23 protein-coding genes are annotated in these 26,706 nt (G+C 63.6%); 12 read left to right on the top strand and 11 right to left on the bottom strand.

Annotated features, from left to right (window positions below; genetic code table 11):
* Nucleotides 1-58 precede the first annotated feature (58 nt).
* Genes LB559_RS18115 through LB559_RS18105 form a run of 3 tightly spaced genes read right to left on the bottom strand, consistent with a single transcriptional unit; the run spans nt 59 to nt 1,975 of the window.
* Nucleotides 59-829, bottom strand: a complete 771-nt coding sequence (locus LB559_RS18115) for a DUF429 domain-containing protein (protein WP_127389866.1) — start codon at nt 827-829, stop codon at nt 59-61.
* Entirely contained in the window at nt 826-1,710 is an 885-nt protein-coding gene (pdxY, locus tag LB559_RS18110; protein WP_063169475.1) for a pyridoxal kinase PdxY, read from the bottom strand. The genes LB559_RS18115 and pdxY overlap by 4 nt, the downstream gene beginning before the upstream one ends.
* A gap of 13 nt (nt 1,711-1,723) precedes the next feature.
* The gene (locus LB559_RS18105) at nt 1,724-1,975 is read right to left on the bottom strand and encodes a hypothetical protein (RefSeq protein ID WP_224674643.1); all 252 of its coding nucleotides are present in this window, start codon (nt 1,973-1,975) and stop codon (nt 1,724-1,726) included.
* Nucleotides 1,976-2,138: 163 nt separating this feature from the next.
* Here LB559_RS18105 and LB559_RS18100 point away from each other — a divergent pair, with 163 nt between their 5' ends.
* The 6 genes from LB559_RS18100 to ppa all read left to right on the top strand — a co-directional run bounded on the left by LB559_RS18100 (nt 2,139) and on the right by ppa (nt 6,430).
* Nucleotides 2,139-2,777, top strand: a complete 639-nt coding sequence (locus LB559_RS18100; protein ID WP_024504707.1) for a LemA family protein — start codon at nt 2,139-2,141, stop codon at nt 2,775-2,777.
* Between the two features lie 27 nt (nt 2,778-2,804).
* On the top strand, nt 2,805-3,629 hold the full coding sequence (locus tag LB559_RS18095) for a TPM domain-containing protein (protein WP_411970082.1): 825 nt from the start codon (nt 2,805-2,807) through the stop codon (nt 3,627-3,629).
* Between the two features lie 4 nt (nt 3,630-3,633).
* Nucleotides 3,634-4,512, top strand: a complete 879-nt coding sequence (locus LB559_RS18090; RefSeq protein WP_224674642.1) for a TPM domain-containing protein — start codon at nt 3,634-3,636, stop codon at nt 4,510-4,512.
* An 8-nt stretch (nt 4,513-4,520) separates the two neighbouring features.
* Nucleotides 4,521-5,159 carry a TPM domain-containing protein gene (locus tag LB559_RS18085; RefSeq protein ID WP_224674641.1) on the top strand — a complete coding sequence of 213 codons (639 nt, stop codon included), beginning with the start codon at nt 4,521-4,523 and terminating at the stop codon, nt 5,157-5,159.
* A 118-nt stretch (nt 5,160-5,277) separates the two neighbouring features.
* Complete coding sequence (locus tag LB559_RS18080) at nt 5,278-5,784, top strand: GNAT family N-acetyltransferase (RefSeq protein ID WP_013528996.1); 507 nt, start codon at nt 5,278-5,280, stop codon at nt 5,782-5,784.
* A gap of 112 nt (nt 5,785-5,896) precedes the next feature.
* Nucleotides 5,897-6,430: an inorganic diphosphatase gene (gene ppa, locus LB559_RS18075; RefSeq protein ID WP_013528997.1), complete on the top strand. Its 534-nt coding sequence runs from the start codon at nt 5,897-5,899 to the stop codon at nt 6,428-6,430.
* Between the two features lie 9 nt (nt 6,431-6,439).
* Here ppa and LB559_RS18070 read toward each other — a convergent pair whose 3' ends face one another.
* On the bottom strand, nt 6,440-7,033 hold the full coding sequence (locus tag LB559_RS18070; protein ID WP_224674640.1) for a hypothetical protein: 594 nt from the start codon (nt 7,031-7,033) through the stop codon (nt 6,440-6,442).
* 45 nt (nt 7,034-7,078) lie between these two features.
* Complete coding sequence (locus tag LB559_RS18065; protein WP_013528999.1) at nt 7,079-7,696, bottom strand: TetR/AcrR family transcriptional regulator; 618 nt, start codon at nt 7,694-7,696, stop codon at nt 7,079-7,081.
* A 74-nt stretch (nt 7,697-7,770) separates the two neighbouring features.
* Here LB559_RS18065 and LB559_RS18060 point away from each other — a divergent pair, with 74 nt between their 5' ends.
* Nucleotides 7,771-9,054: an MFS transporter gene (locus LB559_RS18060; protein ID WP_064995962.1), complete on the top strand. Its 1,284-nt coding sequence runs from the start codon at nt 7,771-7,773 to the stop codon at nt 9,052-9,054.
* Nucleotides 9,055-9,249: 195 nt separating this feature from the next.
* Nucleotides 9,250-10,809 (top strand): alkaline phosphatase D family protein, encoded by a 1,560-nt coding sequence (locus LB559_RS18055; protein WP_263499093.1) that lies wholly within the window; start codon nt 9,250-9,252, stop codon nt 10,807-10,809.
* Nucleotides 10,810-10,857: 48 nt separating this feature from the next.
* Here the strand turns inward: LB559_RS18055 and LB559_RS18050 are convergent, their stop codons facing one another.
* Nucleotides 10,858-11,139 (bottom strand): hypothetical protein, encoded by a 282-nt coding sequence (locus tag LB559_RS18050; RefSeq protein ID WP_224618852.1) that lies wholly within the window; start codon nt 11,137-11,139, stop codon nt 10,858-10,860.
* 197 nt (nt 11,140-11,336) lie between these two features.
* Here LB559_RS18050 and typA point away from each other — a divergent pair, with 197 nt between their 5' ends.
* Nucleotides 11,337-13,166, top strand: a complete 1,830-nt coding sequence (typA, locus tag LB559_RS18045; protein WP_013529003.1) for a translational GTPase TypA — start codon at nt 11,337-11,339, stop codon at nt 13,164-13,166.
* 60 nt (nt 13,167-13,226) lie between these two features.
* Here the strand turns inward: typA and LB559_RS18040 are convergent, their stop codons facing one another.
* Entirely contained in the window at nt 13,227-13,853 is a 627-nt protein-coding gene (locus LB559_RS18040; protein WP_013529004.1) for a DUF1062 domain-containing protein, read from the bottom strand.
* Between the two features lie 394 nt (nt 13,854-14,247).
* On the opposite strand from LB559_RS18040, the gene LB559_RS18035 reads away from it, so the two are divergent.
* Nucleotides 14,248-14,862, top strand: coding sequence for a LysE family translocator (locus tag LB559_RS18035; protein ID WP_024504201.1), 615 nt, complete (start codon nt 14,248-14,250; stop codon nt 14,860-14,862).
* Nucleotides 14,863-14,871: 9 nt separating this feature from the next.
* Here LB559_RS18035 and LB559_RS18030 read toward each other — a convergent pair whose 3' ends face one another.
* Both LB559_RS18030 and LB559_RS18025 read right to left on the bottom strand, forming a co-directional pair.
* Entirely contained in the window at nt 14,872-15,195 is a 324-nt protein-coding gene (locus LB559_RS18030; protein ID WP_224674638.1) for a hypothetical protein, read from the bottom strand.
* Nucleotides 15,196-15,333: 138 nt separating this feature from the next.
* Nucleotides 15,334-15,897: a peroxidase-related enzyme gene (locus tag LB559_RS18025; RefSeq protein ID WP_224674637.1), complete on the bottom strand. Its 564-nt coding sequence runs from the start codon at nt 15,895-15,897 to the stop codon at nt 15,334-15,336.
* A gap of 136 nt (nt 15,898-16,033) precedes the next feature.
* Here LB559_RS18025 and LB559_RS18020 point away from each other — a divergent pair, with 136 nt between their 5' ends.
* A complete protein-coding gene (locus tag LB559_RS18020) occupies nt 16,034-20,848 on the top strand; it encodes an NAD-glutamate dehydrogenase (protein ID WP_224674636.1) in 4,815 nt (1,604 codons plus the stop codon).
* An 80-nt stretch (nt 20,849-20,928) separates the two neighbouring features.
* Here LB559_RS18020 and LB559_RS18015 read toward each other — a convergent pair whose 3' ends face one another.
* A complete protein-coding gene (locus LB559_RS18015) occupies nt 20,929-23,073 on the bottom strand; it encodes a TonB-dependent siderophore receptor (RefSeq protein ID WP_224674635.1) in 2,145 nt (714 codons plus the stop codon).
* Nucleotides 23,074-23,428: 355 nt separating this feature from the next.
* Between LB559_RS18015 and LB559_RS18010 the strand changes: the two genes are divergently transcribed.
* Nucleotides 23,429-24,805, top strand: coding sequence for an MFS transporter (locus LB559_RS18010; protein ID WP_224674634.1), 1,377 nt, complete (start codon nt 23,429-23,431; stop codon nt 24,803-24,805).
* A 249-nt stretch (nt 24,806-25,054) separates the two neighbouring features.
* On the opposite strand, the gene purH is transcribed toward LB559_RS18010, so the two are convergent.
* Entirely contained in the window at nt 25,055-26,671 is a 1,617-nt protein-coding gene (gene purH, locus LB559_RS18005; RefSeq protein ID WP_224674633.1) for a bifunctional phosphoribosylaminoimidazolecarboxamide formyltransferase/IMP cyclohydrolase, read from the bottom strand.
* Nucleotides 26,672-26,706 lie beyond the last annotated feature (35 nt).

The following is a 26,706-nucleotide window of genomic DNA, read 5'->3' as shown; positions in this document are numbered from 1 at the left end:
AGAATTATGAGGGCTGGCTAGAAATGCCATGCATCGAGCGCAACCGTGGCCAACAGCGTCACGCCCAGATGGCGACGGGAATGCCAAAGCTGTCGCGGCCCGGCGGGTCGGGAAACGGCCGCGCCTCACCGCCGACGATGCGACCGGCAATCAGCGTCATCGCGGCTGCGTCGAGGAAGTCATCAGCGGCGGCACCGCGGGGCGGCGGCTGGTCGAGAAAGCCCTTATCATAGCCGAGCCGGCAGAGCAGCGCCTTGCGTTCCGCCATGCCGGCCGGATTGATGCTGCCCTTGATCTTCTTCGGCAGTTGCATGGCTTGATCGCCGTTCAAGCGGCAGAAAGCGACTTCCGGATGGGATTCGAACACGCGGCCGCGCAAATCGGGCCGCGCGATCAGCAGGGCGTCGATCTCGCGGATCTTGGCAAAAATGCCGAACGCCTGGATCGAGACGCCGCGCGGCGGATCGGATGTGGTCAGGGCCACCGCGCTTGCCCTGATGTGCGCGGCATACCAGGCTTCGATGGTGGTGAAGCCGTTGGTGTCGGCATAGAGCGCGGCACGGGACGGGATCGAGAAGACACTGGACTGGCGTGCCCCGAGCAGCGGCCGCACCAGGGCTTCGGGGCCGCGCCCGCCCTTGCCCGAAAAGCCGGGCAGGCCGATCGGCATGTCGACGGCGATGACAGCGTCTTCGGGAAGGGATGCGAGCAGGGCAGTGAAGGTTGCAAAGACACCGACCGACGGTGCCATGCCAAAAGTTCGTCGGACGGCGATCCAGCCGGCCTTGCAGCCATCGACGCCGACAAGTACGGCCTCAGTCGATGTCACGCCCGGCGGCCCCGCCCTGGATGTGTGAGGTGGCGAAGCTGGACCATCGCCATCGGATGCGACAGGCTCTGCGCATCGGTTTCGAGCTGCAGTTCGTCGCCGCCGCGCTTGGCGGTGCGTGCCAGGATCTCGTAGACCGCCGCCGTCGTCGATTGCAGCGCCTTGATCGGCGGCTGGCCGGACAGGATGCGTGCCAGGTAAACGGCCGCCGTCAGATCGCCCAGGCCATTCGGCGGCTTGTCGATCAGGCGATGTTCGGCGAGCAGCGCCTGGCTGTTATCGAGCAGGAGGTTGCCGGTGCCGCCCGTCATCATCGACGGCGCCGAGGTGACCAGCATGGTCGATGGTCCGGCGTGCAGCGCCGCCGCGATCACCGATTTCATGTCTGGCAACGCGGCGCCGGCCATCCATTCCAGTTCGTAGCGGTTAGGGGTGGCTATGTCGGCGATCGGCATCAGCCGGTCGCGCATGGCGATGGCGGTCGGTTCGGGCACATAGAGGCCGCCCGAATCACCCATCACCGGATCGCAGATATAGACGGCGCCGGGCGTCCTTGCCTTGACCGCTGCGACCAGCGAGGCGACGGCCTCGGCCTGGCCCGCCTCGCCGAGATAGCCGGACAGCACGGCGCCGACCTCACCCAGCCATGGCGCCCGCTCGAGATCGGCCATCAGAGCCTTGAACTCGTCGAGCGGCGGCACGATGCGCGTCGCGCGCCCATGGCCGGGATGCCAGGGCAAGATGACGGTCGGCACCGCCCAGACCGGGAAACCCAGGGTCTCCAGCGCAAAGACGGCGGCACGGTTGCCGACCGAGCCACGCGCGACATGGCTGGAAATGACGATGACCGCACGCGGCGCGTCGGTTTGTTCGGCGCTCATTGTCGTTTGATTCCTAACTGTCCCGGATGACGTAAAGCACGAGCCAGACCATCAGGCCCAGCGCCAGCAGCAGGCCCAGCGTGCGGCCAAAGCGGGTGCCCCAGACTTCGATCGGATCGGCACGATCGGCATCGGCCGCGGTGACGTGATCGTGCATGCCTTTCGCTGCCCGCGCTACAAACGAGTTGCCGGCCGGATCCGTCTCGCGCGCAATGCGCTCGAGGATACGGCGCGATTCCTTGTCGCTGTCCTGGCGTTCCGCCATGATGATGTCCCGTTTTGCCGGACCTTATCGCGTTCGCACGGCCAATCACAGAGCCTTGCAGCGGCACCGGGCGTGCCAGGCGAGGGGCTGCCGGCGCGGGCGGTTTTCTTGCGCGCTGATTGTGGTAATGCTTCGCGTGCAACTTCTACCGAGGGACCCCATCATGTTTGCCCAGCGCCTTGCCTTGCCGTCCACGTTCCGCACGCTGCCCGCCTTCCTGATGATGGCGATCGTGCTGCCGCTGCTTGCAGGCTGCGGCTATAACACCATCCCGACGGCGGAAGAAAATGCCAGGGCGGCATGGAGCGAGGTGCTGAACCAGTATCAGCGCCGCGCCGACCTCATCCCCAACCTGGTCGAGACGGTCAAGGGCTATGCCTCGCATGAAAAGGATACGCTCGACGCGGTGGTCGAGGCACGCGCCAAGGCAACGCAGATCACGGTAACACCGGAAACGCTGAAGGATCCCGAAGCCCTCAAGAAGTTCCAGGATGCCCAGGCGGGGCTGACCAGCGCGCTGTCGCGGCTGATCGCGGTCTCGGAGGCCTATCCGGACCTCAAGGCCAATCAGAACTTCCTGGCGCTGCAGGCGCAGCTCGAAGGCACCGAGAACCGCATCGCGGTGTCGCGGCGCGATTACATCCAGGCGGTCAGGGACTACAATCTGACGCTGAGGACGTTCCCCTCGGTGCTGTGGGCGACCTTCTGGTTCCGCGGCAACGAGCCCTTCGCCAATTTCACCGTCGCCGAAGACAAGATGCAGCCGCCGAAGGTCGATTTCGGCACGAAGCAGGGCGGGTGAACGGCGGGGCCAAACGTCGTGATCTTGCTGGCCGGTGAGAGGCGGCGCGTCATTCGTCTTGTCGCAGTCGTCCTGCTCGTCCTTGTGCTGCCGTTTTCGGCCCTCGCGGCCGATCTCCCGGCGCTGACCGGCCGTGTCGTCGACAATGCCGGCATCATCGACGCCGCGACCAGGGCGGCGCTGACCCAAAAACTCGCCGATTTCGAGACAAAAGGCTCCGACCAGATCGTCGTCGCGACGATTCCCAGCCTCGATGGCGAGGAGATCGAGCCTTACGCCAACCGGCTGTTCCGCTTCTGGAAGCTCGGCCAGGCGAAGGAAAACAATGGCGTCCTGCTGCTGGTGGCCCCGAACGACCGCAAGATGCGCATCGAGGTCGGCTATGGGCTGGAAGGCACGCTGACCGACCTGCACACCAAGCTGATCATCGAAAATGACATGGTGCCGGCCTTTCGCGCCGGGGACTTCTCCGGTGGTATCAGCAAGGCCGTCGACGACATGGTCATGGTGCTGGAAGGCAATCCGGAGGAGCTGGAGGCGCGCGGCGAGCGCAACCAGCAAGCGCCTTTCGATTCCGACGACCTGTTCTTCGCCGTCTTCATCAGCATCTGGGCGATCATCTTCTTCGGCAGCATTGCGGCTTCCGTGCTGCCGCCGATCTTCGGCCAGAAGCTTGGCCCCGGCCGCTACCGCTGGCTTGGCATGACCTTCGAGCCAAGCCGGCGATCCTCCAGTGGCGGCTGGTCGTCGGGGAGTTCCGGCGGCGGCTGGTCTTCGGGGTCAAGCAGCGGTGGAGGCTTTTCCGGCGGCGGCGGTTCGTCCGGCGGCGGCGGCTCGTCGGGAAGCTGGTGATGGCATGATGGTATCCAGCATCAGCCTGTCGAAACGCGACCGCCTCGCCTCGGCTGTCCTGATTGCTGCGGTCGTGCTGTTCTCCTGCGTCATGGCCTACGCGGCCGACCTGCCGGCGCTGACCGGCCGTGTCGTCGACAATGCCGGCATCATCGATGCCGCGACCAAGACGGCGCTGACGCGGAAGCTCGCCGACTTCGAGACGAAAGGTTCCGACCAGATCGTCGTGGCGACGGTCCCCAGCCTCGATGGCGAGGAGATCGAGCCCTACGCCAACCGGCTGTTCCGCTTCTGGAAACTTGGCCAGGCGGGCGAGAACAATGGCGTGCTGCTGCTGGTTGCCCCGAACGACCGCAAGATGCGCATCGAGATCGGTTATGGGCTGGAAGGCACGCTGACCGACCTGCACACCAAGCTCATCATCGAGAATGACATGGTGCCGGCCTTCCGCGCCGGGGACTTCTCCGGCGGCATCAGCAAAGCCGTCGATGACATGGTCATGGTGCTGGAGGGCAATCCCGAAGAACTGGAAGCGCGGGGCAAGCGCAATCCCGCCGATGACGGCACGTCCATCGATCCGATCTTTGCCGTGTTCCTGATCCTGTGGGCGACGATGTTCTTCGGCGGGATGGCGATGGCGTTCCTGCCGCCGATGTTCGGCACGAAACTGTCGCCGGGCGTGTACAAATGGCTGGGCATGACGTTTCGTTATGGCCGCGGGCCGAGCGGGTACTCGGGCACTGGCTGGACAACCGGTTCGTCGTCGGGCGGCGGCTGGTCTTCGGGTTCGGGCAGTGGCTGGTCCTCGGGGTCAAGCGGCGGTGGCGGATTTTCCGGTGGCGGCGGCTCGTCCGGTGGTGGCGGTTCTTCAGGAGGCTGGTGAGACAGATCATGGCAACGCGACCAATCAGCCCGCAGGATCATGAGCGCATCGCAACCGCGATCCGCGCCGCCGAGGAGAAAACCGACGGCGAAATCTACTGTGTCGTGGCGCATGCCAGCGACGGCTATTTCTTCCCGGCCGCCTTCATGGCGACCGTGTGCATGCTGTTCGTCAGCCTGGCGGTCGGCTACGGTCTGGAGGCCTGGTGGCTGTCGATCCGGCTGCCGCATTTCGTCCTCGCCCAGCTCCTGGCGCTTGCCTGCGTGCTGGCCTTGTTGTGGGCGCTGCCTGGTATGCGCATCCACCTGGTGCCGAGGCGGCTGCGCTACCAGGCGGCGCACGCCAACGCGATCAAGCAGTTCCTCGCCCGCAACGTCCACCGCACCACGGCGCGCACCGGCGTGCTGGTCTTCGTCTCGATCGCCGAGCGCTATGCCGAGGTGGTTGCCGATTCGGGTATCGACGCCAAGGTCGGCCAGCATGTCTGGGACGGCGTCGTGCGCGACCTTACCGCGCATGCCGGCGACGACCGGCTTGCCGACGGCTTCGTCAAGGCGATCGAGTTGGTGGGTGCGGTGCTGGCCGAGCATTTCCCGGTCACTGCGGGCGACAGCAACGAGCTCGACGACCATCTTGTCGAGATTTGAGCCTTTCCACAGAAGTCTTGAAGGCCCCTCACCAGCGCGGTGATCGCCTGTGAGAAAGCAGCCGGCTGGCCGCCCGGACCCTTGCAATCGGGCGATGCGGGTTTATGGTTAACAAATCATGAATACGCTGACGATCGACATCCGGAAAGCCGACCCGCGCGATGCCAGTGCCATCGCCGAGGTGCATCTGGAAGCCTGGCGCGGCGCCTATTCCGGCATCATTCCGCACCGGACCCTGACATCGATGATCAACCGTCGAGGCGCCGACTGGTGGGCGAATGCGATTCGCCGCGCCGCCACCGTTCTGGTCGTCGAAATCGGCGGCAAGATCGCCGGCTATGCGACGATCGGCAAGAACCGCGCCCGTGAACTGCGCCAGCAGGGCGAAATCTACGAATTGTACCTGCGCCCGGAATATCAGGGCATCGGGCTCGGCAGCCGCCTGTTTTCGGCGGCCAAGGCGCGGCTGGCCGATCACGGGCTGAAAGGCATGGTCGTGTGGGCGCTGGAGGACAACCAGAACGCGCTTGCCTTCTATGCCGGCGCCGGTGGCCGCGATGTCGCCGAGGGCGTCGAGATCTTCGAGCAGAAGGCGCTGAAGAAGGTCGCTTTCGTCTGGGAATGACAACCCGGCCTTTCGGCAATTGGGCGTTCCATTCGCATCCAGCACCATTCGCCGCATTGCACCATGACGCGCCGCCCGCTATCGATCGTCCATCGAGAGAGGGATTTAAGCCATGCGCATTGAAGCCATAGCCAGCGGAAAGAATCCGCCTGAGGACGTCAACGTCATCATCGAGGTGCCGATCGGCGGCGAGCCGATCAAGTACGAGATGGACAAGGAGGCCGGCACGCTGTTCGTCGACCGCTTCCTGCACACCTCGATGCGCTACCCCGGCAATTACGGCTTCGTGCCGCACACGCTGTCGGGCGACGGCGATCCGATCGACGTGCTGGTCTGCAACACGCGCGCGCTGGTGCCGGGCTGCGTCATCAACGTGCGGCCGATCGGGGTGCTGATCATGGAAGACAATGCCGGCCAGGATGAGAAGATCATCGCCGTGCCGTCGCCAAAACTGACGCTGCGTTATGAGAACGTCACCGAATACACTCAGCTGCCCGACATTACGCGCCAGCAGGTGCAGCACTTCTTCGAGCACTACAAGGATCTCGAGCCCGGCAAATGGGTCAAGATCGAAGGCTGGCACGATTCCAAATACGCCAAGAAGATGATCGTCGACGCGATCGAGCGGGCCAAGGCGAGCAAGTAGCCCGACCGGTCAGTTGTCGACCCGGCCGAAGGCCGGCACTTTGCCGATGACGGTGTGTCTGTCCTTGCCGCAGGCGAAGGTGCGTGCCTTGTCGTCGGCAAGCTTGCGCGCCTGGTCGTTGGCGGCGGGATTGCCGGTGGCCAGCACCAGGCCGACGGTGCAGCCGTCGCGGGCGTCCATCTGGCCGACCTTGGCGACGAGCAGCACCTCGGTCGGCTTTTTCTCGTCCTCGGGATTGCTGATCGAGCGGCGATGGATGGCGGCATAGGGCACTGCCGTGTCGCCCTTGGTTTCGATGCGCCATTCGACTTTGGCTCCGGACGAATTGAAGCCGGAAAAGCTTTCCCAGACCGTCGTCATGTCGCCGCCGGGCGGAAAACCGTAGAACAGCGATTCACGGGCGTCGTCATAGGCGATCAGTACGGGATAGCCGCGATAGCCTGAACAGGCGAGTTCGGCCCAGTCGCCGTCGCCTTCTTCTGCCTGCGCGTAGGTCACGCAGTCCGTTTTCGAATCCAGATCGGTGTAGGCGCTGGAAATGCCGTCGGCTTGCGCCGCCTGACCGAGACCGACCAGGACAAGCGGGATCAGAATGGCACGCATGGCGGTCAATCTCCGTTGCAAGCCGCCGCAGCGTAGCGCCAAACGCTATTTCTTCAAGCTGGCTTCGATCAGCAGGTCGGCATTGCGGGCAACCGCTTGCGCCGGACCGCCGAGGCCGAACAACTGGCCGCTGATATAGGCGCCCTCGATCAGCAGCAGCAGGCCGTCGCCGAGCGTGTCTGGGTCTTGCGCGCCCATCGCAGCCGCCATGGCGCGCAGGCGGCGGCGCAGTTCCTGCTTGTTGGCCTCGCTGACCACGCGGGCCGGATGGCTGTGGTCGGGATATTCGACCGCCGCATTGGTCATGCCGCAGCCGCGATAGTCCGCCACCTGCGTGCGCTTGCCGATGCGGGTCAGGAAAGCCTTGATCTGAGCGCGCGGGTCGCCGGGATGAGCGGCGACCGCCTCGTCGAAGCGCTCCCAGTATTCACGGTCATATTGCCTGAGATAGGAAGCGGCCAGTTCGTCCTTGGACGGAAAGCTGCGGTAGAGGCTGGGCTTGGTGACGCCGGCACGCTTGACGATCTCGTCGACGCCGATCGCCCTGATGCCGCGCCGGTAGAACAGGTCATAGGCCACATCGAGGATCTTCTTGGCGGCTTTCGGCGGAGCGGATGCATGACCGTCGCTGATGGTCAGTTCAATATTTTTGTCGGTTGGCATCGTGTGACTCGATTGACAATGTTACCGATCGGTACGTATACATGTTCCCACCCTGCAACGTACCGGTCAGTAACATGATAACTCAATCTCGCCCCTTTGGCCAGCGCTACGCTTTCGTCGTGGTCGGCGTCATCTTCCTCAGCCTGCTGGTCGCGGCTGGCCTGCGCTCCGCACCCTCGGTCATGATGCTGCCACTCGAGAACAGTTTCGGCTGGCGCCGCGACATCATCTCCCTGGCCGCCGGTGTCGGCATTCTGCTTTACGGTTTGACGGGGCCATTTGCCGCAGCCCTGATGGAGCGCATCGGGCTGCGCCGCACGCTGCTCGCCTCGCTGGTGATGATGTCGGGCTCGACCATGCTCAGCCTGCTGATGACCAAGCCGTGGCATCTGTTCATCACCTGGGGCGTGTTCTCGGGCATTGGTTCCGGTGCCGTCGCCAGCGTGCTCGGCGCGACCATCGTCAATCGCTGGTTCAAGACCAATCGCGGCCTTGTCATGGGATTGATGTCGGCCTCCAGTGCCTCGGGCATGCTGGTGTTCCTGCCGCTGATCGCCGCTCTGGCACAGTCGGGCGGCTGGCAGCCGGTTGTCATTGCGGTCGCGATCGCGACCGCTGCCCTGATACCGCTGGTCTGGCTGCTGGTGCCGGAGCGGCCGGCATCGATCGGCATGGTGCGCTATGGCGCCGAGGCTGACGATGTGCCGCCGACCCCGCCTGCATCACAGGGCAACTTTCTGGCGCATACGTTCTCGACGCTGCGCCGTGCTGCCGGCACGCGGGTGTTCTGGTATCTGTTCGCCACCTTCTTCGTCTGCGGCTTCACCACCAACGGGCTGGTCGGCACGCATCTGATCGCGTTTTGCGGCGACATGGGCATTGGCGAGGTGCAGGCCGCCGGCCTGCTGTCGATGATGGGCATTTTCGATCTGATCGGCACGACATTGTCGGGCTGGCTCACCGACCGTTTCGACCCCCGCAAGCTGCTCGGCGTCTATTACGGCATCCGCGGCCTGTCGCTGATCTACCTGCCCTATTCCGGCTTCTCAGCGACCAGCCTGATCATCTTCGCCGTGCTCTACGGTCTCGACTGGATCGCCACCGTGCCGCCGACTCTGAGGCTCGCCAATGAGGCGTTCGGCGATCGCAGTGGGCCGATCGTGTTCGGCTGGATCGTCGCCGGCCACCAGATCGGTGCGGCGACCGCCGCCGCCTTCGGTGGCACCATGCGCGAGTTGCAGGGCAATTACGAACTGGCCTTCCTGATCGCCGGCATGACGGCAATAGCCGCTGCCTGTATCTCGCTGCTGATCAACACCAGCAAGCCGGCATTCGAGCCGGAGCCGCAGGCGGCGTAGGGAGAGACGCTACCGGCCAAGCTGCCATCTCCCCCACACGGAGGAAGATCGGCAGCTTCGCCGTCCGCGCAAACGCCCACCCGCCTGTTGATCGTCAGAAAAACTTCATGATCCCGAGATGTCCCTGAAACATTGACGCTGGATTTTGATGGCACCGTTCAAGCCATCCAGGAGACAGCCGTGAACAAGCTTTCGATGACTCGCCGCGCTTTCGTCACCTCCGCCAGCGCCGTTGGCCTGGCTGGCGTCTCGAGCCTGGCGCTGCCCTACTATTCGCGCGCCAGTCAGCGGCCGGCCTTCACCCATGGCGTCCAGTCCGGCGATGTCGACGCAACCAGCGGCATGGTGTGGACGCGCACCGATCGCCCGTCGCGCGTCATGTTCGAAGTGTCGTCGACGGAGAATTTCGTCAATGCGACACGCCTGGCGTCGCTCGATACGTCGCCGGCCAGCGACTACACCGTCAAGCGGCTGCTCACCGACCTCGCTTCGGACCAGGATATCTTCTATCGCATGACGGCAGCCGATCTCGCCGACATCAACGCCGTTTCCGAGCCGATCACCGGGCGCTTCAGGACGGCGCCGGCCTCGAAGCGCGACATCCGCTTTGCCTGGTCGGGCGACACCGCCGGCCAGGGCTGGGGCATCGATGAGACCGGCATGAAGACCTACGCCACGATCGGCAAGCACACGCCCGACTTCTTCCTGCATTCGGGCGACACCATCTATGCCGACGGCGCCATGAAGGACGAGGTCGACCTGCCCGGCGGCGGCAAGTGGAAGAACGTCGTGCTGATCGACGGCAAGCGTAAGGTTGCCGAGACGCTGGACGAATACCGGGACCAGTGGAAATACAACATGATGGACAGGAACGTGCTCGGTCTCAGCGCCATCTGCCCGACTTTCTACCAGTGGGACGACCATGAAGTCCTGAACAACTGGTCGGATTCGAAGGATCTCAGCGCCGACAGCCGCTATACGGAAAAATCCATCCACGTGCTGGCGGCCCGTGCGGCGCGGGCTTTCCACGAGATGACGACGATCCGCTACGAACCTTCCGAGCCCGGCCGCGTCTATCGCAAGATCGCCTACGGGCCGCTGCTCGACGTGTTCTTCCTCGACATGCGTGCCTACCGCGGCCCCAATGGTCCCGACATGCAGGATGAGATGACGCCGCAATCGCGCATGCTCGGCGAGCAGCAGACGAAATGGCTGAAGCGCGAACTGGCGAATTCGAAGGCGACCTGGAAAATCATCGCCGCCGACATGCCGCTCGGCCTCGTCGTCTGGGACGACGGCACCAAGAAGGTTGGTGCCGAAGCAGTCAGCAATGGCGACAATGGCTTGCCAAAAGGGCGTGAGCTCGAGATCGCCGACCTGCTGCGCTTCATCAAGAATGCCGGCATCAGCAACACCGTCTGGCTCACCGCCGACGTGCATTACACGGCCGCGCATTATTACAACCCGGACAAGGCGCAGTTCCAGGATTTCAATCCGTTCTGGGAATTCGTTTCGGGTCCGATCCATGCCGGAACATTCGGGCCGAACGATTTCTACATGACGTTCGGTCCGGAGCTGAAGTTCATCAAGGCGCCGACCGCCGAACAGGGACAGAACCTGCCGCCGTCGGCAGGTCTGCAATTCTTCGGGCTGGTCGATATTTCAGGCGCCAGCGAGCAGATGACGGTGCGGCTGATGGATCGCGACGACAACGAACTCTACAAGGTGACGCTCGACCCGGTGCGGTCGGCATAAGCGCGCGCTGATGGAAAGGTGTCGCGCGCGTCCAGGGCGCGCGATGCCTTAGTCCGGGTAGCAGACCATGGGGATATTCGGCCAGACGGCGCTGTCGCAGTTGGCGGCGTCCTGCCGCTGCTTGAAGGCGGCGCTGACCGGGCCGGTCACCACCGGGTCGACGCCGTCGGGCGCGTCGGCGAAAATCTGCTCGGCCGACTGTGCCTCTGACGGCAAGGCAGGCCGTGATTCCTTCGTCGTCGCGGCCGACTGCGCGGCGTTGGCCGCCAGCAGGACGGCGAAGGCAACAGAGGCGATGAGCGGCCAGAATCGGTTGAGTTTATCGGTCATGACGTTCGAACTGCCCGGGCCCCGAAGGGTTCCCGCCTTGGTTAACAAAATCATCTCACACGCAGATGCTTAAGATTTGATGAGTATTTGGTGACGCGCCTCCTCTTTCGCAACTGCGAAAAACCCTGTATGAGCCGCGCAACCGAAAGAGGCAGCGCCTTTTGGCCTGCTGCCTGCAACGCTTCCGAGACCAGAACATGAAAATCCGTAATATCGCGATCATCGCGCACGTCGACCATGGAAAGACCACCCTGGTCGACCAGCTTTTGAAGCAGTCCGGCTCCTTCCGAGACAATCAGCGCGTGGCCGAGCGCGCCATGGATTCCAACGACCTCGAAAAGGAGCGCGGCATCACCATCCTGGCCAAAGCGACCTCGGTCGACTGGAAGGATACCCGCATCAACATCGTCGACACCCCCGGCCACGCCGATTTCGGTGGCGAGGTCGAACGCATCCTGTCGATGGTCGACTCAGCCATCGTGCTGGTCGATGCCGCCGAAGGGCCGATGCCGCAGACCAAATTCGTCGTCGGCAAGGCGCTCAAGGTCGGCCTGAAGCCGATCGTCGTCATCAACAAGATCGATCGCCCGGACGCCCGTCATGTCGAGGTGGTCAACGAGGTGTTCGACCTTTTCGCAGCGCTCGACGCCACCGACGAGCAGCTCGACTTCCCGATTCTGTACGGCTCAGGCCGCGATGGCTGGGTTTCGGAAAATCCGGAAGGACCGAAGGACCAGCAGTTGGCGCCGCTGTTCGACCTCGTCATCAAGCATGTGCCGGAGCCGACCGTTCATCCCGGTCCGTTCCGCATGATCGGCACCATCCTGGAAGCCAATCCGTTTCTCGGCCGCATCATCACCGGCCGCATCGAGAGCGGCACGCTGAAGGCCAACCAGCCGGTCAAGGTGCTGCACCATGACGGTACCCAGATCGAAACCGGCCGTATTTCCAAGATCCTGGCCTTCCGCGGCCTTGAGCGCCAGCCGATCGAAGAAGCGCAGGCGGGCGACATCGTCGCCATTGCCGGCTTGTCGAAGGGCACCGTCGCCGACACGTTCTGCGACCCGAGCGTGAGCGAACCGCTGCATGCGCAGCCGATCGATCCGCCGACCGTGACCATGTCGTTCCTGGTCAACGACAGTCCGCTGGCCGGCACCGAAGGCGACAAGGTGACCAGCCGCGTCATCCGCGACCGCCTGCTGCGCGAAGCCGAAGGCAATGTCGCGCTGAAGATCGAGGAATCGCCTGACAAGGATTCGTTCTTCGTCTCCGGCCGCGGCGAATTGCAGCTGGCCGTGCTGATCGAGACGATGCGGCGCGAAGGCTTTGAAATCGCCGTGTCGCGTCCGCGCGTCGTCATGCAGAAGGGCGAGAATGGCGAATTGCTGGAGCCGGTCGAAGAAGTCGTCATCGACGTCGACGAGGAGCATGCCGGCGTCGTCGTGCAGAAGATGTCCGAGCGCAAGGCCGAGATGGTCGAACTGCGCCCATCCGGCGGCAATCGTCAGCGCATTGTCTTCCATGCGCCGACCCGTGGCCTGATCGGCTACCAGTCGGAGCTTTTGACCGACACGCGCGGCACCGCCGTGATGAACCGGCTTTTCCATGCCTATGAGCCCTACAAGGGCGAGCTGCCAGGCCGCACCAATGGCGTGCTGATTTCCAACGAACAGGGCGAATCGGTCGCCTACGCCATGTGGAACCTGGAAGATCGCGGCCCGATGGTCATCGATCCGGGCGTCAAGGTGTATCAGGGCATGATCATCGGCATCCATTCCAGAGACAACGATCTCGAAGTGAACGTGCTCAAGGGCAAGAAGCTGACCAACATCCGTGCCGCCGGCAAGGACGAGGCGGTCAAGCTGACCCCGCCGATCCGCATGACGCTGGAACGCGCGCTGGCCTGGATCCAGGACGATGAGCTGGTCGAAGTGACGCCGAAGACCATTCGACTGCGCAAGCTCTATCTCGATCCGAACGAGCGCAAGCGGTTCGAGAAGTCGTCCAAGGTGGTCGGCGCGGCGTAAGCTCTCTGTTTTCCGATAATCGAGAGGGGCGGAGCAACCAGTGTTCCCCCCCTTTTTCGTTCATCCACCGGCAGCCGCGATGATGGCCTGCCGATCGGCCTCGCCGGCCAGATCGATGCGGATCGTGTTTCCCGCACGGGCCGGCTTGCGCAGGGCCTTTGCTCCATCCGGGTCAACGATGAGCAGCCGCTTCTCCTCCAGCGCCTGAAGCCGTGATCGCGAGATGCAGAGTTCGCTTGCGAGCAGCCGGTCGAGCCGCAGCGATGTCGGCATTTCGAGCCCGAGCTGGAGTTCCAACACGGTCGCGGCTTCCCTGGTGTCGCCGAGCCTGCGCTTGTGAACGCTGACATCGGAGAACTCCTCGACGCGCCCGATCCGGTTGCGCAACGCCACCGCATCGAAGGCATGACGGTGAGCGAGTGCAGGATCGTTGCTTTCGAGCGCCGCCAGCAGCGCCGGGTCGATGTCGCGGCGGTTGCAGCGTTCGAAAATGCCGAAATTCCAGGAATTGTCGCAGTCGATGCAGCGATAGATCAGCCACACGTCGATGCGTTTGCCATTGGCGTTGACGCGGAACTTTCCGCTGCTGCAATAGGCCCTCACGGTGCCGCAGCGGTTGCAATTGATGAGCGGTCGAGGTGCGGTCTTGGGCGCGATTGCCCAGTGGATACGCAGAAGTCCAGACATGCCGATAAGCCCTTCCCGTCGGGAAGTTCATCAGGCCGGCGATGTCGAGATGCCCATGCGGGCGCGGCGTGGCGGTCGCTTGCTATGATTGGAAATCGGATGTCACGGGCGGCAGCGCGCAACAACGGTTCAGCAGTGCCAAACCGGTCTCGAACCGCCGCCCAGAAGAACACATGAAAATGAAAACAGATACCGCAAATGCGGTGTCATGCAGTGTGTCGGGGGAGTTGGCGAGACCGGCGGTTACGTAGGCAAAGTGAAGCTCAAAATTGTTTCGCGATGGCCTTTCTAGCCGCGACATGCCGGACCGACAAGGGTCTTTTGTCGGTGCTACCGCAGCCGAGCCACTTGCGTTAATATCCGAAATCGAAGGTTTTCAACCAGAGACCCGGTTATGCACCCCACCTCGCTCCTGATTTTCGCCGCCGCTCTGTTCGTTGCCGCGGGCTCGCCTGGGCCATCGATCGCGGCGCTTGTCGCCCGCGTCATCTCGAAAGGGTTTCGCGACGTGTTCCCGTTCCTGCTCGCCATGTGGATCGGCGAGGGCATCTGGCTATCGCTGGCGGTGTTCGGGCTGGCTGTCGTGGCGCAGACCTTCCATTTCGCCTTCGTCGTGGTGAAATGGGTCGGCGTTGCCTATCTCGCTTACCTCGCCTGGAAGATGTGGACCGCGCCTGTCGATGCAAAAGAGGGCGAGATGCCGCGCGAGGATTCGGCGATAAAACTGTTCTTCGCCGGCATGGCGGTGACGCTCGGCAATCCCAAGATCATGATGTTCTACCTGGCGCTGCTGCCGACCATCATCGACCTCGCTTCGGTCAGCATCGTCGGCTGGGTCGAGCTGACGGCGACCATGGCCGTGGTGCTGGTCGCCATCGACCTCGCCTGGGTGCTCGCCGCATCACAGGCGCGCAAGCTTTTGAAGAGCAAGCGCGCCATGAAGATCGCCAATCGCATCAGCGCCACGACGATGGCCGGTGCGGCGGCCGCCATAGCGACGCGGTCCTGAGCCGGCGCGTCACATCACTTCAATGATCGGCGCGATCTCGACGCTGAAGGCCGGGTTCATCAGGATCGGGCAGTCCTTGGCCTTGGCGACGGCATCGTCGATGTCTTTCGCTTCGACGATCGTGTAGCCGGCGGCCGGATTGCTGCCGCCATTGTTCTCGACCTTGCCGCCGGGCAGCACCATCTTCGACATGCCGACCGGATTGCCGCCGTCGACCACGGTCGAGCCGAGCTTGCCGTACCAGCCGTTCCAGGCGTCCATTGCGGCCTTCCGCTCGGCCTCGTCGGTCGGCATCTTGCCCGAGCCATGATAGACGTAGAGATACTTCGCCATGTTCTCCTCCCTTGGTGAGCGGCATCGAACCGGCATGCGGTCATGCCGCCTGCCGATCATCGGACCAAACCGGCAAACAAGCAACGAGAATGCGACACTGCTAATATAACGCCCCGGTCTGGCCCCTGCCGCAATCCGTCACCTTGCCATGGCGTGGTATTCGTCGTTCGGCCGCATATCGATTGCCGCAGCCACGCGGTTCGACATGTTGAAGAAGGCAGCGGTCGAGGCGATGTCCCAGATGTCGCGATCGGTGAAGCCGGCCTGACGCAGCGCGGCCCGGTCGGCCTCGGCGATCTTGGCCGGCTCTTGCGTCAGCTTGACGGCGAATTCGAGCATTGCCGTCTGCCTGGGCGAAAGATCGGCGGCGCGGAAATTCATCACCATCATTTCACCGAGCGGCGGGTCGCCGGAGAGCTGGCGCACCGCCGCGCCGTGCGCGGTCAGGCAATAATAGCAATGATTGATCGAGGAGACGGCGACCGCGATCATTTCGCGCTCCAGCTTCGACAGGCCGGACTCACCCAGCATCAAATCGTTGTACATGTCGGTGAAGGCGCGCAGCTTCTTGTCGTCGAAGGCATAGGCCCTGAGCACGTTGGGGACGAGGCCGAGCTTCTCCTCGCATTTGGCGAAATAGGTTTTTGTCGCCTCGCTCAGCTCTCCCTGGCCAAGATCAAGCGCGCTGATTTTACCGGTCATGGGTCATTTCTCCTCGTTGCGCGGCATCTTGTCGCCAAATTCCGATAATTCTTGGCAAGCCGTCAAACCTTTGTCGCCAAACAGCGGTCATCTGCTACCATAGTCGTAAAAGCATTCGACGGGAGGGACGTGCGTCATGGCCAGCGTGAAATCCGCGAGCAAGCCGAAGAAAAAAGCCACGGCAGCGCTTAAAGCGGAGGAAAGGCCAGCCAGGCTTGCAGACTATCTGCTCGCCCGCGCGCCAGCTGAAGACATTGCTCCCTACGATGTGGCCGACCTGGAGCGGGCTGCCGATCTCGCCGGCCAGGCAGTCGCCACTCACAGGAAAGGCGAGTGCGTCGTCGCCGTCGATGCCGATTCGGGCGTTGTGCGAGACGGCCGCCCGATGACGGTTGTCACGGTCGTCAACGACAACATGCCGTTCCTGTTCGATTCCATCCTCGGCGAGATCACCGAGACATCGGGCGAACCGACCCTGGTCACCCATCCGGTTATCGTCGTGCGCCACGGCAAGGGCGGCGTGGAAGAAATCCTCGGCGACGGCAATTTCGCCAAGGACGATGGCAGCCACGACCGGCTGAGCGTCATCCATGTCCACATCCCGCGGCTGACATCCGAGCAGGCGAGCGGATTGAGCGAGCGGCTGCGCAAGATCCTTGGCCAGGTTCATGCCGCCGTTCACGACTGGAGGCCAATGCTGGCCCGCCTCGATCAGGCGATCTCGGAATTCCGCTATACGGCCGTGCCGCTCGACAAGAAGAGCGTTGCCGAGGCTCTCGCCTTCCTGGAGTGGCTGCGCGACGACAATTTCACCTTCCTTGGCATGCGCGAGTTCAAATACACCGGCGGCGAGGAAAGCGGCACGCTGGAGCGCGCTGAAAAGCCTGGCCTCGGCATCCTGTCCGATCCCGACGTGCTGGTGCTCAGGCGCGGCACCGAAGCGGTAACGACGACGCCGGAGATCCGCGCCTTCCTGCATGGGCCGGAGCCGCTGATCGTCACCAAGGCCAATGCCAAGTCGTCCGTGCACCGCCGCATCTATCTCGATTACATCGGCATCAAGACCTACACCGCCAAGGGTACGCTCGCGGGCGAATTGCGCATCGTCGGCCTGTTCACCTCGACCGCCTACACGCGCTCGGTGATGAAGATCCCGTATCTGAGGTCAAAAGCCGAAACCATCATCGCCAAGTCCGGCTTCGACAGGCACGATCACTCCGGCAAGGCGCTGATCAACGTTTTAGAGAGCTATCCGCGCGACGAACTGTTCCAGGTGCCGGTGCCGATCCTGCGCAAACATGCCGCCGCCATTCTGGGCCTGGTCGAGCGGCCACGCGTGCGGGCGCTGGTGCGCGCCGACCAGTTCGACCGTTTCGTCTCAATCCTCGTCTTCGTGCCGCGCGACCGTTACGACAGCGTCGTGCGCGAGAAGATTGGCTCCTATCTGAAAACCGTATTCGAAGGCCGGCTGTCGGCCTACTACCCGGCCTTTCCCGAGGGCGGGCTGGCGCGCGTGCACTTCATCATCGGCCGCTCCGGCGGCAAGACGCCGAAGGTCGAGCAAGCGACGATAGAGGCGGCGATCCGCGACATCGTGCGTACCTGGGAGGACGCCCTTTCCGATGCGGCCGAGGCCAGTGGCGGCGACCAGGCTTTGAAGGCGATTGCCGCGCGGCTGCCGGAAAGCTACCGCGATTCGTTCAGCGCGGCGGTGGCGCTGGCCGATGCCAGGCGCATTGCCAAGATCAGCGCCGGCAATCCGATCGCCATCGATTATTATCGCCATGCCGAGCAGAAACCGCACCAGGCATCACTGAAAATCTATCACCATGGCAGCCCGGTGGCGCTGTCGCGCCGGGTGCCGGTGCTGGAAAACATCGGCTTCCGCGTCATCAGCGAGCGCACTTTCGAGGTCGGCGACGACCAGGTCGGCACGATCAATAGTGATCGGCCCGGCTTAGTCTTTATTCATGACATGGAGCTTGAGAACAGCTACGGCCAGCCGATCGACCTGACCGATGGCGGCGCGCTGTTCGAAGATGCGTTCCTCTCCGTCTGGCGCGGCGACGTCGACAATGACGGCTATAACGGCCTCGCCCAGACCGCCGGTCTGTGGTCTGGCGAGATCACCATCCTGCGCGCCTATGGCCGTTATCTGCAGCAGGTCGGCATTCCGCAAAGCCAGGATTTCATCGCCGCCGCGCTCAACCGCTATCCCGACATAGCGCGTGGCCTGCATGCGCTGTTCATCGCCCGGCTTGGCCCGACAGCGGAGACCGAAGGCGTGGTGGCCGCAAAGCACCTCAAGGCCAAGATCAAGGATGCGCTGGAGGATGTGCCGAACATCGACGACGACACCATCATCCGGCGCTACCTCAATCTGATCGAAGCCACGCTGCGCACCAATCATTTCGTTGCCGATACGAAAGAAAAGGGCCAGTCGCTGGCGATCAAGCTGGACTCGCACGCGGTCGAGGGCTTGCCGGCGCCGCGGCCGTGGCGGGAGATCTTCGTCTACGGCTCCGAGGTCGAAGGTCTGCATCTGCGCTTCGGTCCGGTGGCGCGCGGTGGCCTGCGCTGGTCCGACCGCGCCCAGGACTACCGCACCGAGGTGCTCGGCCTGGTCAAGGCACAGCAGGTCAAGAATGCCGTCATCGTGCCGGTGGGCGCCAAGGGCGGCTTCTATCCGAAGAAGCTGCCGATGAGCGCCGGCCGCGACGCGATCTTCGAGGCCGGTACTTCGGCCTACAAGAACTTCGTCTCCAGCCTGCTGTCGATCACCGACAATATCGGCCTCGACGGCGTCATCCCGCCGGCCGGCGTTATCAGACGCGACCCGGACGATCCGTATTTCGTCGTTGCCGCCGACAAGGGCACGGCGACCTTCTCCGATACCGCTAACGCGATCTCGGAGAAGCACGGCTTCTGGCTCGACGACGCCTTCGCCAGCGGCGGCTCGGCCGGCTATGACCACAAGAAGATGGGCATCACCGCCAAGGGCGCCTGGGAAGCGGTCAAGCGGCATTTCCGCGAGATCAACCGCGACATCCAGACCTCGTCCTTCACCGTCGTTGGGGTCGGCGACATGTCAGGCGACGTGTTCGGCAACGGCATGCTTTTGTCCCCGAAAACCCGGCTGATCGCGGCCTTCGACCATCGCGACATCTTCATCGATCCCGATCCCGACATGGCAGCCTCGATGGCCGAGCGCGAGCGCATGTTCGCGCTGCCGCGTTCGAGCTGGCAGGACTACGACAAGACGAAACTGTCGGAAGGCGGCATCATCGTCTCGCGCAACCAGAAATCGATCACCTTGCCGGCGGCGGCGGCGGCGGCGATCGGCCTGGCCAAGACCACCGCCACGCCGGTCGAGATCATGACCGCCATCCTCAAGGCGCCGGTCGATCTCCTCTGGTTCGGCGGCATCGGCACGTATCTCAGGGCATCGACCGAGACCAATGCCGAGGTCGGCGACCGCGCCAACGATGCCATTCGCATCACCGCGCTCGACGTCCGGGCGAAAGTGATCGGCGAGGGCGCCAATCTCGGCGTCACGCAGCGGGCGCGCATCGAGTTCGGCATGAATGGCGGCCGCTGCAACTCCGACGCCATCGACAATTCGGGCGGCGTCAACTGCTCCGACGTCGAGGTCAACATCAAGATCGCGCTGGCTTCCGCCATGCGCAAGGGGTCGTTGACACGCCCGGCACGCAACAAGCTGCTGGCCGAGATGACCGAGGAGGTCGGCTCGCTGGTGCTGTCCAACAACTACCAGCAGACGCTGGCGCTTTCGATCGCCCGCAAGCGTGGCCTCGCCGACATCGCGCATCAGAGCCGTTTCATGACAGCGCTGGAGGCGCGCGGCCTGCTCGACCGTGCCGTCGAGACGCTGCCGTCGCCGGCAGCGCTGGCCGAGCGCGAAGCGCGTGGCGAACCGCTGACCAGAGCCGAACTCGGCGTGCTGCTCGCCTATGCCAAGATCGTGCTGTTTTCCGACATCGTCGCCAGCGACGTGCCTGATGACGCGCATTTCGACCGCGACCTGATGGGCTATTTTCCCGACCAGATGGCGAAGAAATACGCCGCCGAGATCCATGGCCACAGGCTGCGCCGCGAGATCATCACACGGGTCGTCGCCAACGATCTGGTCAATCGCGGCGGCCCGTCCTTCGTCAACCGGCTGCAGGAGGCCACCGGGCGCACCGCCGCCGACGTGGTGCGGACCTTCGCGGTGGTGCGTGACGGTTTTGCCTTGCCGGCGCTCTATCGCGAGATCGACGCGCTCGACAACCAGATCGACGGCCAGGTGCAGCTCGATCTCTATCAGATGGTCAGCCGGCTGATCTATGTGACCAGCGGCTGGTATCTGAAGAACGATGCCGGCACGGCACCCCTCAGCCAGCGCATTGCCGAGTTGCAGGAAGCCCGCAAGGCGCTGGAGCCCAAGCTCGTTTCGCTGCTGCCGGCCTTTTCACGCGAGCGCATCGAGGAGAAGCGGCATGGGCTGTTCACGGCCGGCGCGCCGGAAAGCTTGGCCGGGCAGCTGGCACTGAGCGAAGTGGCGGAACTCATCCCCGACATCGCGCTAACGGCGCGCACCGCCGGCGCCGATATCGTCGCCGCGGCCAAGGCGTTCTTCGCCGTCAGCGATGCCTTCCGCATTCCGCGTGTCGAGGATGCCGCACGCTCGATCACGCCATCGGACTACTACGATCAGCTGGCGCTTTCGCGCGCCACCGACACGATCGATGCGGCACGGCGCGGCATCGCGGTGGCGGCGCTCACCGGCCACGCCAAGACGGCCGATCCGGTGGCTGCCTGGCTGGACGCCGGCGGCGAGCGGGTGGCGCGCATCCGCGAGCGGCTGCAGGCGTTGACCGAGGGCGGCGACATCACCGTGTCGCGGCTGTCGGTGGCGTCGGGGCTGATGAGCGATCTGACGGGGATGTGAACCGTCGATGATTGCCACACGCGTTGTCGGGTGCGTGTGGCGCCTTTTCCAATGTTATCGGCGCTCGGCGTTCAGCAAGCTCACCAGGAATGTTTGAGAGTGCCGACGATTTTCAGCCGGTCGCCGTAGAATTCGGTCCCGTAATAGCTGGTTGTCAGATACTTCCGGTCGAACAGGTTCGTTGCGTTCAAGGCCAACGTCACGTCCTTGGTCATCTTGTAGCTAATCGCCGCATCCACCAGTGCGTAGCCGCCAATCGAAATGGTGTTCGCGTCATCCCCGTAGGTTTGTCCGATATAGCGCACGCCACCGCCGATGGTCAGGTCGCCACGCGGTCCTTCCTCGGGAAGCGTATAGTCAACCCAGGCTGACGCCAGGTGGCGAGGAACGCGCTGCGGCCGATTGCCGGCATTCCCGCCAATGCCGTCTTCCAGGATCTCGGCATCCCAGTAGGAATAGGCAAGCGTCAGGTTCAGGTTTTCCGCGATGGCGGCCTTGCCCTCGAGTTCGATGCCGCGGACGCCAACCTTGCCGATCTGCTGCTGGACAACAGGCGTGACATAGGTCGGAACATTGGTTTGGGTAAGGTCGAAGACCGCGGCTGTGAACAGGCCGTCGAAGCCGTCGGGCTTGTACTTGATGCCTGCCTCATACTGTTTGCCCTCCTGAGGCTTCAACGAGCCCGAGACCGCATACCCGTTGGCGCTTGGCGACACGAGCGGCTGGAAGCTTTCCGAATAGTTGGCGTAGACCGCGAGGTTCGGCGTGAATTTGTAGGTCAGGCCGGCGCGCTTGGTGAAGGCCGATGCGGTGTCGTCGTCCTGCGTTCCCAGGTCGAGATAATCAGCAGTCGTCTGCACGCGGTCCCAGCGCCCGCCCAGGGTGACGATCCAGCGGTCGTCAAACGTCAATTGCTCCTGGGCATAGACACCGACCGCCTGTTGCTTGACCCGCCAGTTCACGTAGGGGCCGAGGTTGATGCAGGACAGACCGCAATAGGTCGGGTTGTCGATGTCGATGGGACCCGCGGTGCCGAAGAGGATGTTTTCGCGGGTGTTGTCGTTGGCGTAGTCGACGCCGACAAGCGTCTTGCTGTCGATCCCGTCCCATCCCGTATCGTATTGCAACTGATTGTCGAAGGCATAGCGGTTGGACAGGCCGCCGACGGAAAATGCCGTGCGGTCCGCCGTGGGGTCAAGCGACGCGCCGTAGACCTCGGCGTAGTCGAGGCTCAAATGCGTGTAGCGGGCATTGGAGCGGAAGGTGAGATTCTCGTTGAATTCATGTTCGAACTGGTAGCCGATATCGACCTGCTCGGTGTTGAAGCGGTTGAAATCCGGCTCGCCCAGGAAGGTGCCGATGTCGATATTGGCGCCGGCCGGGGTGCCGCGTGCGCCTGTGCCATCTCGCTTGTAATAGTCAGTCAGGATGGTGAGCGAGGTTCCTTCCTCGGGCTTGATGGTCAACGCGGGTGCGATGTAAAGCCGGTCGTCGTTGGAATAATCCCACCCTTGATCGCCATCCTTGGCCAGCCCGGTAAGCCGATAGGTCCACACGCCATCGGCGTCGATCGGCCCGCCAAAATCAACGCCAATCTCCTTGGTGCCGTCGCCATAGGACGTGTAAATCTCCCCCTGCTTCTGGTCCAGCGGCCGCTTGGTAATGGCGTTCACCAATCCGCCAGGGCCGTTGAGACCAAAAAGCGTCGATGTCGATCCCTTCAGGACCTCCACGCGCTGAAGTCCGTAAGGTTCGAGACGGCTGGCCGTGAACCAGGCTGGGATGCGCGCCGTCAAGCCGTCGCGATAGGTACCGAGCGATGTCTGGTCGAAACCGCGGATGCGAATATAGTCGTATCGGTCATCGTTGCCGAACTCGTCGGTGAGGACGCTGGATGTGTAGGCCACGGCCTGCTGGAGGCTTTCGACATGGCGCGCCTCCAGTTCCTTTTGGGTTACAACTGAAACCGAGGCGGGAACGTCGACGCTCGGCGTATCGGTCTTGGTGGCGGTCGCCGTATCCTTGGCGACGATCGTTTGATCGGGCCCGCCAACGCGGTCCGACTTGCCGGTGACGACGATCGTTTCCAGTTGAGTTGCATCGTCCGGCGAAACGTCCTGGGCCCGGCCGGTCCCCACCATTCCAAAAGATGCCGCTATCAAGGCACTGCTCGCAATCACTCGCCTTGCCTGAATGCGCAACAATGCCTGTCGACCAATCGTCATCTCTTATTCCCTGTCAGACCAATTTCGAGCAGTTCGGCCGGTCACCGTTCCGGCCCTGCGCGAGCGCAATTAGTCAAAGCGGACAAAAAGAGTCAACTTAATAATCAAGAAATCCACCCCGGCGACAATCGTTGCGAAGCAGGGGGGTGGAGGACGGCGCCGGACCTACGGTCCGACTTCCCCCACGAGAAAAATACGGGCTTGGTTCGCGAAGCGGACGAAAGCCAGTTGCATGGCTTTCGAACAGTGAACGCCCGGCAGCGTCAAGGGTACGGCACCGAGCTTGGTTCATTGCATGAGCGCATGAAACATGCAGACATGGCGCCCGACACGGAACCGGTGCCGAGGGATCATGATGACGGTAGAGACAGTGCAGCGTGCGTCCGGGCGCGGCATCTGGGGATGGATGCTGTTCGACTGGGCGGCGCAGCCGTTCTTCACGGTCGTGACGACCTTCATCTTCGGACCTTACTTCGTCTCGCGCATGGCGAGCGATCCGGAGACTGGCCAGGCGGCCTGGGGCTACGGCATTGCCGCGGCCGGTCTTGTCATCGCCGTGCTGTCGCCCATCCTCGGCTCGATTGCCGACCAGACCGGCCCGCGCAAGCCCTGGATCGCATTCTTTGCCGCGGTCAAGGTCACCTGCCTTTGCATGCTTTGGTTCGCGGCCCCCGGTTCGAACCTTTTCCTGGTCGTGCTGTTCTTTTCGCTGGCGTCGGTCGCGGCCGAGTTTTCGACCGTGTTCAACGATTCGATGATGCCGCGCCTGGTGCCGAAGAGCGAGATCGGCCGAATCTCCAACATGGCCTGGGGCCTTGGTTATCTCGGCGGCATGATCGCGCTGATCTTCGTCGTCGCTTGCTTGGCCGGTTCGCCGGAGACCGGCAAGACGATCATCGGCACCGACCCGCTCTTTGGGCTCGACCCGAAGCTCGGCGAGGACGCGCGCGCAACCGGGCCTTTGTCAGCCGGCTGGTACTTCCTGTTCATCCTGCCGATGTTCTTTTTCACCCCCGATGCCATCAAGGGCCTGCCGATCGGCCCTGCGGTGCGAGAGGGGTTGGCGGAGCTGAAAGTGACGCTGGGCGAGGTGCGCAAGCGCAGCGGCATCTTCCGCTTCCTGGTCGCCCGCATGATCTATCAGGACGGTGTCAATGCGGTGCTGGCGCTGGGGGGCACTTTCGCAGCAGCGATGTTCCACTGGTCGATCACCGAAATCGGTATTTTCGGCATCATTCTCAACGTCGTCGCCATCTTCGGCTGCCTGGTTGCGGCCCGTCTCGACACGGCGCTTGGCTCAAAAACCATCGTCATGATCTCGCTGGTCCTGCTCAGCATCGCCACGATCGGCATCGTCTCGACCGGACCGGGCTATACTTTGTTCGGCCTCTGGATGATGCCTGGACCGGACAGTGGCGGCCTGTTCGGCACCGCAGCGGAAAAGGCCTACATCTTCTTCGGCCTGTTGATCGGTGTGGCTTTCGGGCCGGTGCAGGCGTCGTCGCGATCCTACATGGCGCGCAGCGTCACGGCGGCCGAATCCGGCCGCTATTTCGGCATTTATGCGCTGGCCGGGCGGGCGACCAGTTTCCTGGCGCCGTTCATGGTCGCGTCCGTCACCCTGGCCAGCGGCTCGGCACGGCTCGGCATGGCGGTGATCGTGCTGTTCCTCGGGATCGGCATGGCGATCCTGGTCAAGACGCCCTATCCGGCGGACCGGCCGGCGGAGTGAGTTCTTTCTTCCTTCTCCCCCTGTGGGGTGAGCGGCCGGTTCGCGAAGCGAATTCATCGTGCCAGTGGCACGATGAAAGGCCGGCGAACGCCGGGACGCTGCGGAGCAGCGGGGACCCGGCAGGGCGGATCGGCCACCGCCCGGCCCTTCGCAGCTCAGGGCGTTCGAAGCTCGAAAAGCCAAGCAATTGGCTTTTCGTTCGCTGCGCGAACCGCTTCTCACCCCGCAAGGGGAGAAAGAAGAAGTGCGTCAATGCCTGAAATGCCGGACGCCCGTAAACACCATGGCGATGCCGTGCTCGTCGGCAGCGGCGATGACGTCCTTGTCATTCATCGAGCCACCCGGCTGGATAACGGCAGTGGCGCCGGCGGCGATCGCCGACAGCAATCCGTCGGCGAAGGGGAAGAAGGCGTCGGAGGCGACGACCGAGCCCTTGGTCAGCGGTTCGGCAAGGCCGGCGGCCTCGGCGGCGTCGAGTGCCTTGCGGGCAGCGATGCGTGAGGAGTCGACCCGGCTCATCTGGCCGGCGCCGATGCCGACGGTGGCGCCGTCCCTGACGTAGACGATGGCGTTGGACTTGACGTGCTTGGCGATGCGGAAGGCGAATTTCAGGTCGGCCATTTCGACCGGCGTCGGCGCCCTCTTGGTCACCACTTTCAGTTCGAGGTCGTCGACGACAGCGTTGTCCCGGCCCTGGATGAGCAGACCGCCGGCGACGGATTTGACCGTCGTGCCCGGCGTGCGCGGATCCGGCAGCCCACCGGTGACCAGCAGGCGCAAATTCTTCTTCGCCGCGACGATGGCCGCTGCCTCGTCGGTGGCGCCGGGCGCTATGATGACTTCGGTGAAGGTTTTTACGATCTCTTCCGCCGCCTCGGCGTCGAGGGTGCGGTTGACCGCGACGATGCCACCGAAGGCCGAAACCGGGTCGCAGGCGAGCGCCTTGGCGTAGGCGGCTTTCAGCGAGGCGCCTTCGGCAACGCCGCACGGGTTGGCGTGCTTGATGATGGCGACGGCGGCGGAACGCGCCGGATCGAACTCGCCGACCAGTTCGAAGGCGGCGTCGGTGTCGTTGATGTTGTTGTAGGATAGCTGCTTGCCCTGCAACTGACGCGCCGTGGCGACGCCCGGCCGCTTGTCGCCATCGATATAGAAGCCGGCGCTCTGATGCGGGTTCTCGCCATAGCGCATCACCTCGACCAGCCTGCCGCCAAAGGCGCGCCACGTCGGGTGTTCGATCTCGAGCGCTTCGGCGAACCAGCCCGAGATCGCCGCGTCATAGGTGGCGGTGCGGGCGAAGGCCTTGGCGGCCAGCTTCTTGCGGAAATCCAGCGACAGCGAGCCGATGTTCATCTCCAGCGCGTTCAGCACCGAGGCATAGTCGCCGGGATCGGTGACGATGGCGACATAGGCGTGGTTCTTGGCCGAGGCGCGGATCATGGCCGGGCCGCCAATGTCGATGTTCTCGACGATCGATGCGTAGTCGGCGCCGGAGCGGCGGACCTCCTCGAACGGATAGAGATTGGAGACGACGAGATCGATCGGCTCGATGCCGTATTTGCGCATTGCCGCTGAATGCTCCGGATCGTCGCGCACGCCAAGCAGCGCGCCATGCACGCCGGGATGCAAGGTCTTGACGCGGCCATCCATGATCTCGGGAAAGCCGGTGAGATCGGAGACGTCGCGCACCGGAAGGCCCGCGTCAGAGATCGCCTTTGCCGTGCCGCCGGTCGAGACCAGCTCGACGCCTGCGGCTGCCAGCGCCTTGGCGAAATCGATGAGGCCGGTTTTGTCGAAAACGGAGAGCAGGGCGCGGCGCACGGGAACCAGGTCTGGTGCGGGAATGTTCTTGGCGGCGACGGCCATGGGCTGGCGGCCTTTCACGACTGGTGTGGTGGATG

Source organism: Mesorhizobium sp. BR1-1-3 (genome assembly GCF_020165455.1).
GTDB lineage: Bacteria > Pseudomonadota > Alphaproteobacteria > Rhizobiales > Rhizobiaceae > Mesorhizobium > Mesorhizobium ciceri.
Note: the sequence above shows the minus strand (reverse complement) of the source record. Positions and strands in the feature narration are given on the sequence as shown.

Bases quoted from the DNA above. Each gene is read 5' to 3' on its own strand.
- pdxY (WP_063169475.1), bottom strand. From the start codon at position 1,710: ATGAGCGCCGAACAAACCGACGCGCCGCGTGCGGTCATCGTCATTTCC.
- LB559_RS18105 (WP_224674643.1), bottom strand. From the start codon at position 1,975: ATGGCGGAACGCCAGGACAGCGACAAGGAATCGCGCCGTATCCTCGAG.
- LB559_RS18100 (WP_024504707.1), top strand. From the start codon at position 2,139: ATGTTTGCCCAGCGCCTTGCCTTGCCGTCCACGTTCCGCACGCTGCCC.
- LB559_RS18090 (WP_224674642.1), top strand. From the start codon at position 3,634: ATGATGGTATCCAGCATCAGCCTGTCGAAACGCGACCGCCTCGCCTCG.
- LB559_RS18085 (WP_224674641.1), top strand. From the start codon at position 4,521: ATGGCAACGCGACCAATCAGCCCGCAGGATCATGAGCGCATCGCAACC.
- LB559_RS18080 (WP_013528996.1), top strand. From the start codon at position 5,278: ATGAATACGCTGACGATCGACATCCGGAAAGCCGACCCGCGCGATGCC.
- ppa (WP_013528997.1), top strand. From the start codon at position 5,897: ATGCGCATTGAAGCCATAGCCAGCGGAAAGAATCCGCCTGAGGACGTC.
- LB559_RS18070 (WP_224674640.1), bottom strand. From the start codon at position 7,033: ATGCGTGCCATTCTGATCCCGCTTGTCCTGGTCGGTCTCGGTCAGGCG.
- LB559_RS18065 (WP_013528999.1), bottom strand. From the start codon at position 7,696: ATGCCAACCGACAAAAATATTGAACTGACCATCAGCGACGGTCATGCA.
- LB559_RS18060 (WP_064995962.1), top strand. From the start codon at position 7,771: ATGATAACTCAATCTCGCCCCTTTGGCCAGCGCTACGCTTTCGTCGTG.
- LB559_RS18055 (WP_263499093.1), top strand. From the start codon at position 9,250: ATGACTCGCCGCGCTTTCGTCACCTCCGCCAGCGCCGTTGGCCTGGCT.
- LB559_RS18050 (WP_224618852.1), bottom strand. From the start codon at position 11,139: ATGACCGATAAACTCAACCGATTCTGGCCGCTCATCGCCTCTGTTGCC.
- typA (WP_013529003.1), top strand. From the start codon at position 11,337: ATGAAAATCCGTAATATCGCGATCATCGCGCACGTCGACCATGGAAAG.
- LB559_RS18040 (WP_013529004.1), bottom strand. From the start codon at position 13,853: ATGTCTGGACTTCTGCGTATCCACTGGGCAATCGCGCCCAAGACCGCA.
- LB559_RS18035 (WP_024504201.1), top strand. From the start codon at position 14,248: ATGCACCCCACCTCGCTCCTGATTTTCGCCGCCGCTCTGTTCGTTGCC.
- LB559_RS18030 (WP_224674638.1), bottom strand. From the start codon at position 15,195: ATGGCGAAGTATCTCTACGTCTATCATGGCTCGGGCAAGATGCCGACC.
- LB559_RS18025 (WP_224674637.1), bottom strand. From the start codon at position 15,897: ATGACCGGTAAAATCAGCGCGCTTGATCTTGGCCAGGGAGAGCTGAGC.
- LB559_RS18020 (WP_224674636.1), top strand. From the start codon at position 16,034: ATGGCCAGCGTGAAATCCGCGAGCAAGCCGAAGAAAAAAGCCACGGCA.
- LB559_RS18015 (WP_224674635.1), bottom strand. From the start codon at position 23,073: ATGACGATTGGTCGACAGGCATTGTTGCGCATTCAGGCAAGGCGAGTG.
- LB559_RS18010 (WP_224674634.1), top strand. From the start codon at position 23,429: ATGACGGTAGAGACAGTGCAGCGTGCGTCCGGGCGCGGCATCTGGGGA.
- purH (WP_224674633.1), bottom strand. From the start codon at position 26,671: ATGGCCGTCGCCGCCAAGAACATTCCCGCACCAGACCTGGTTCCCGTG.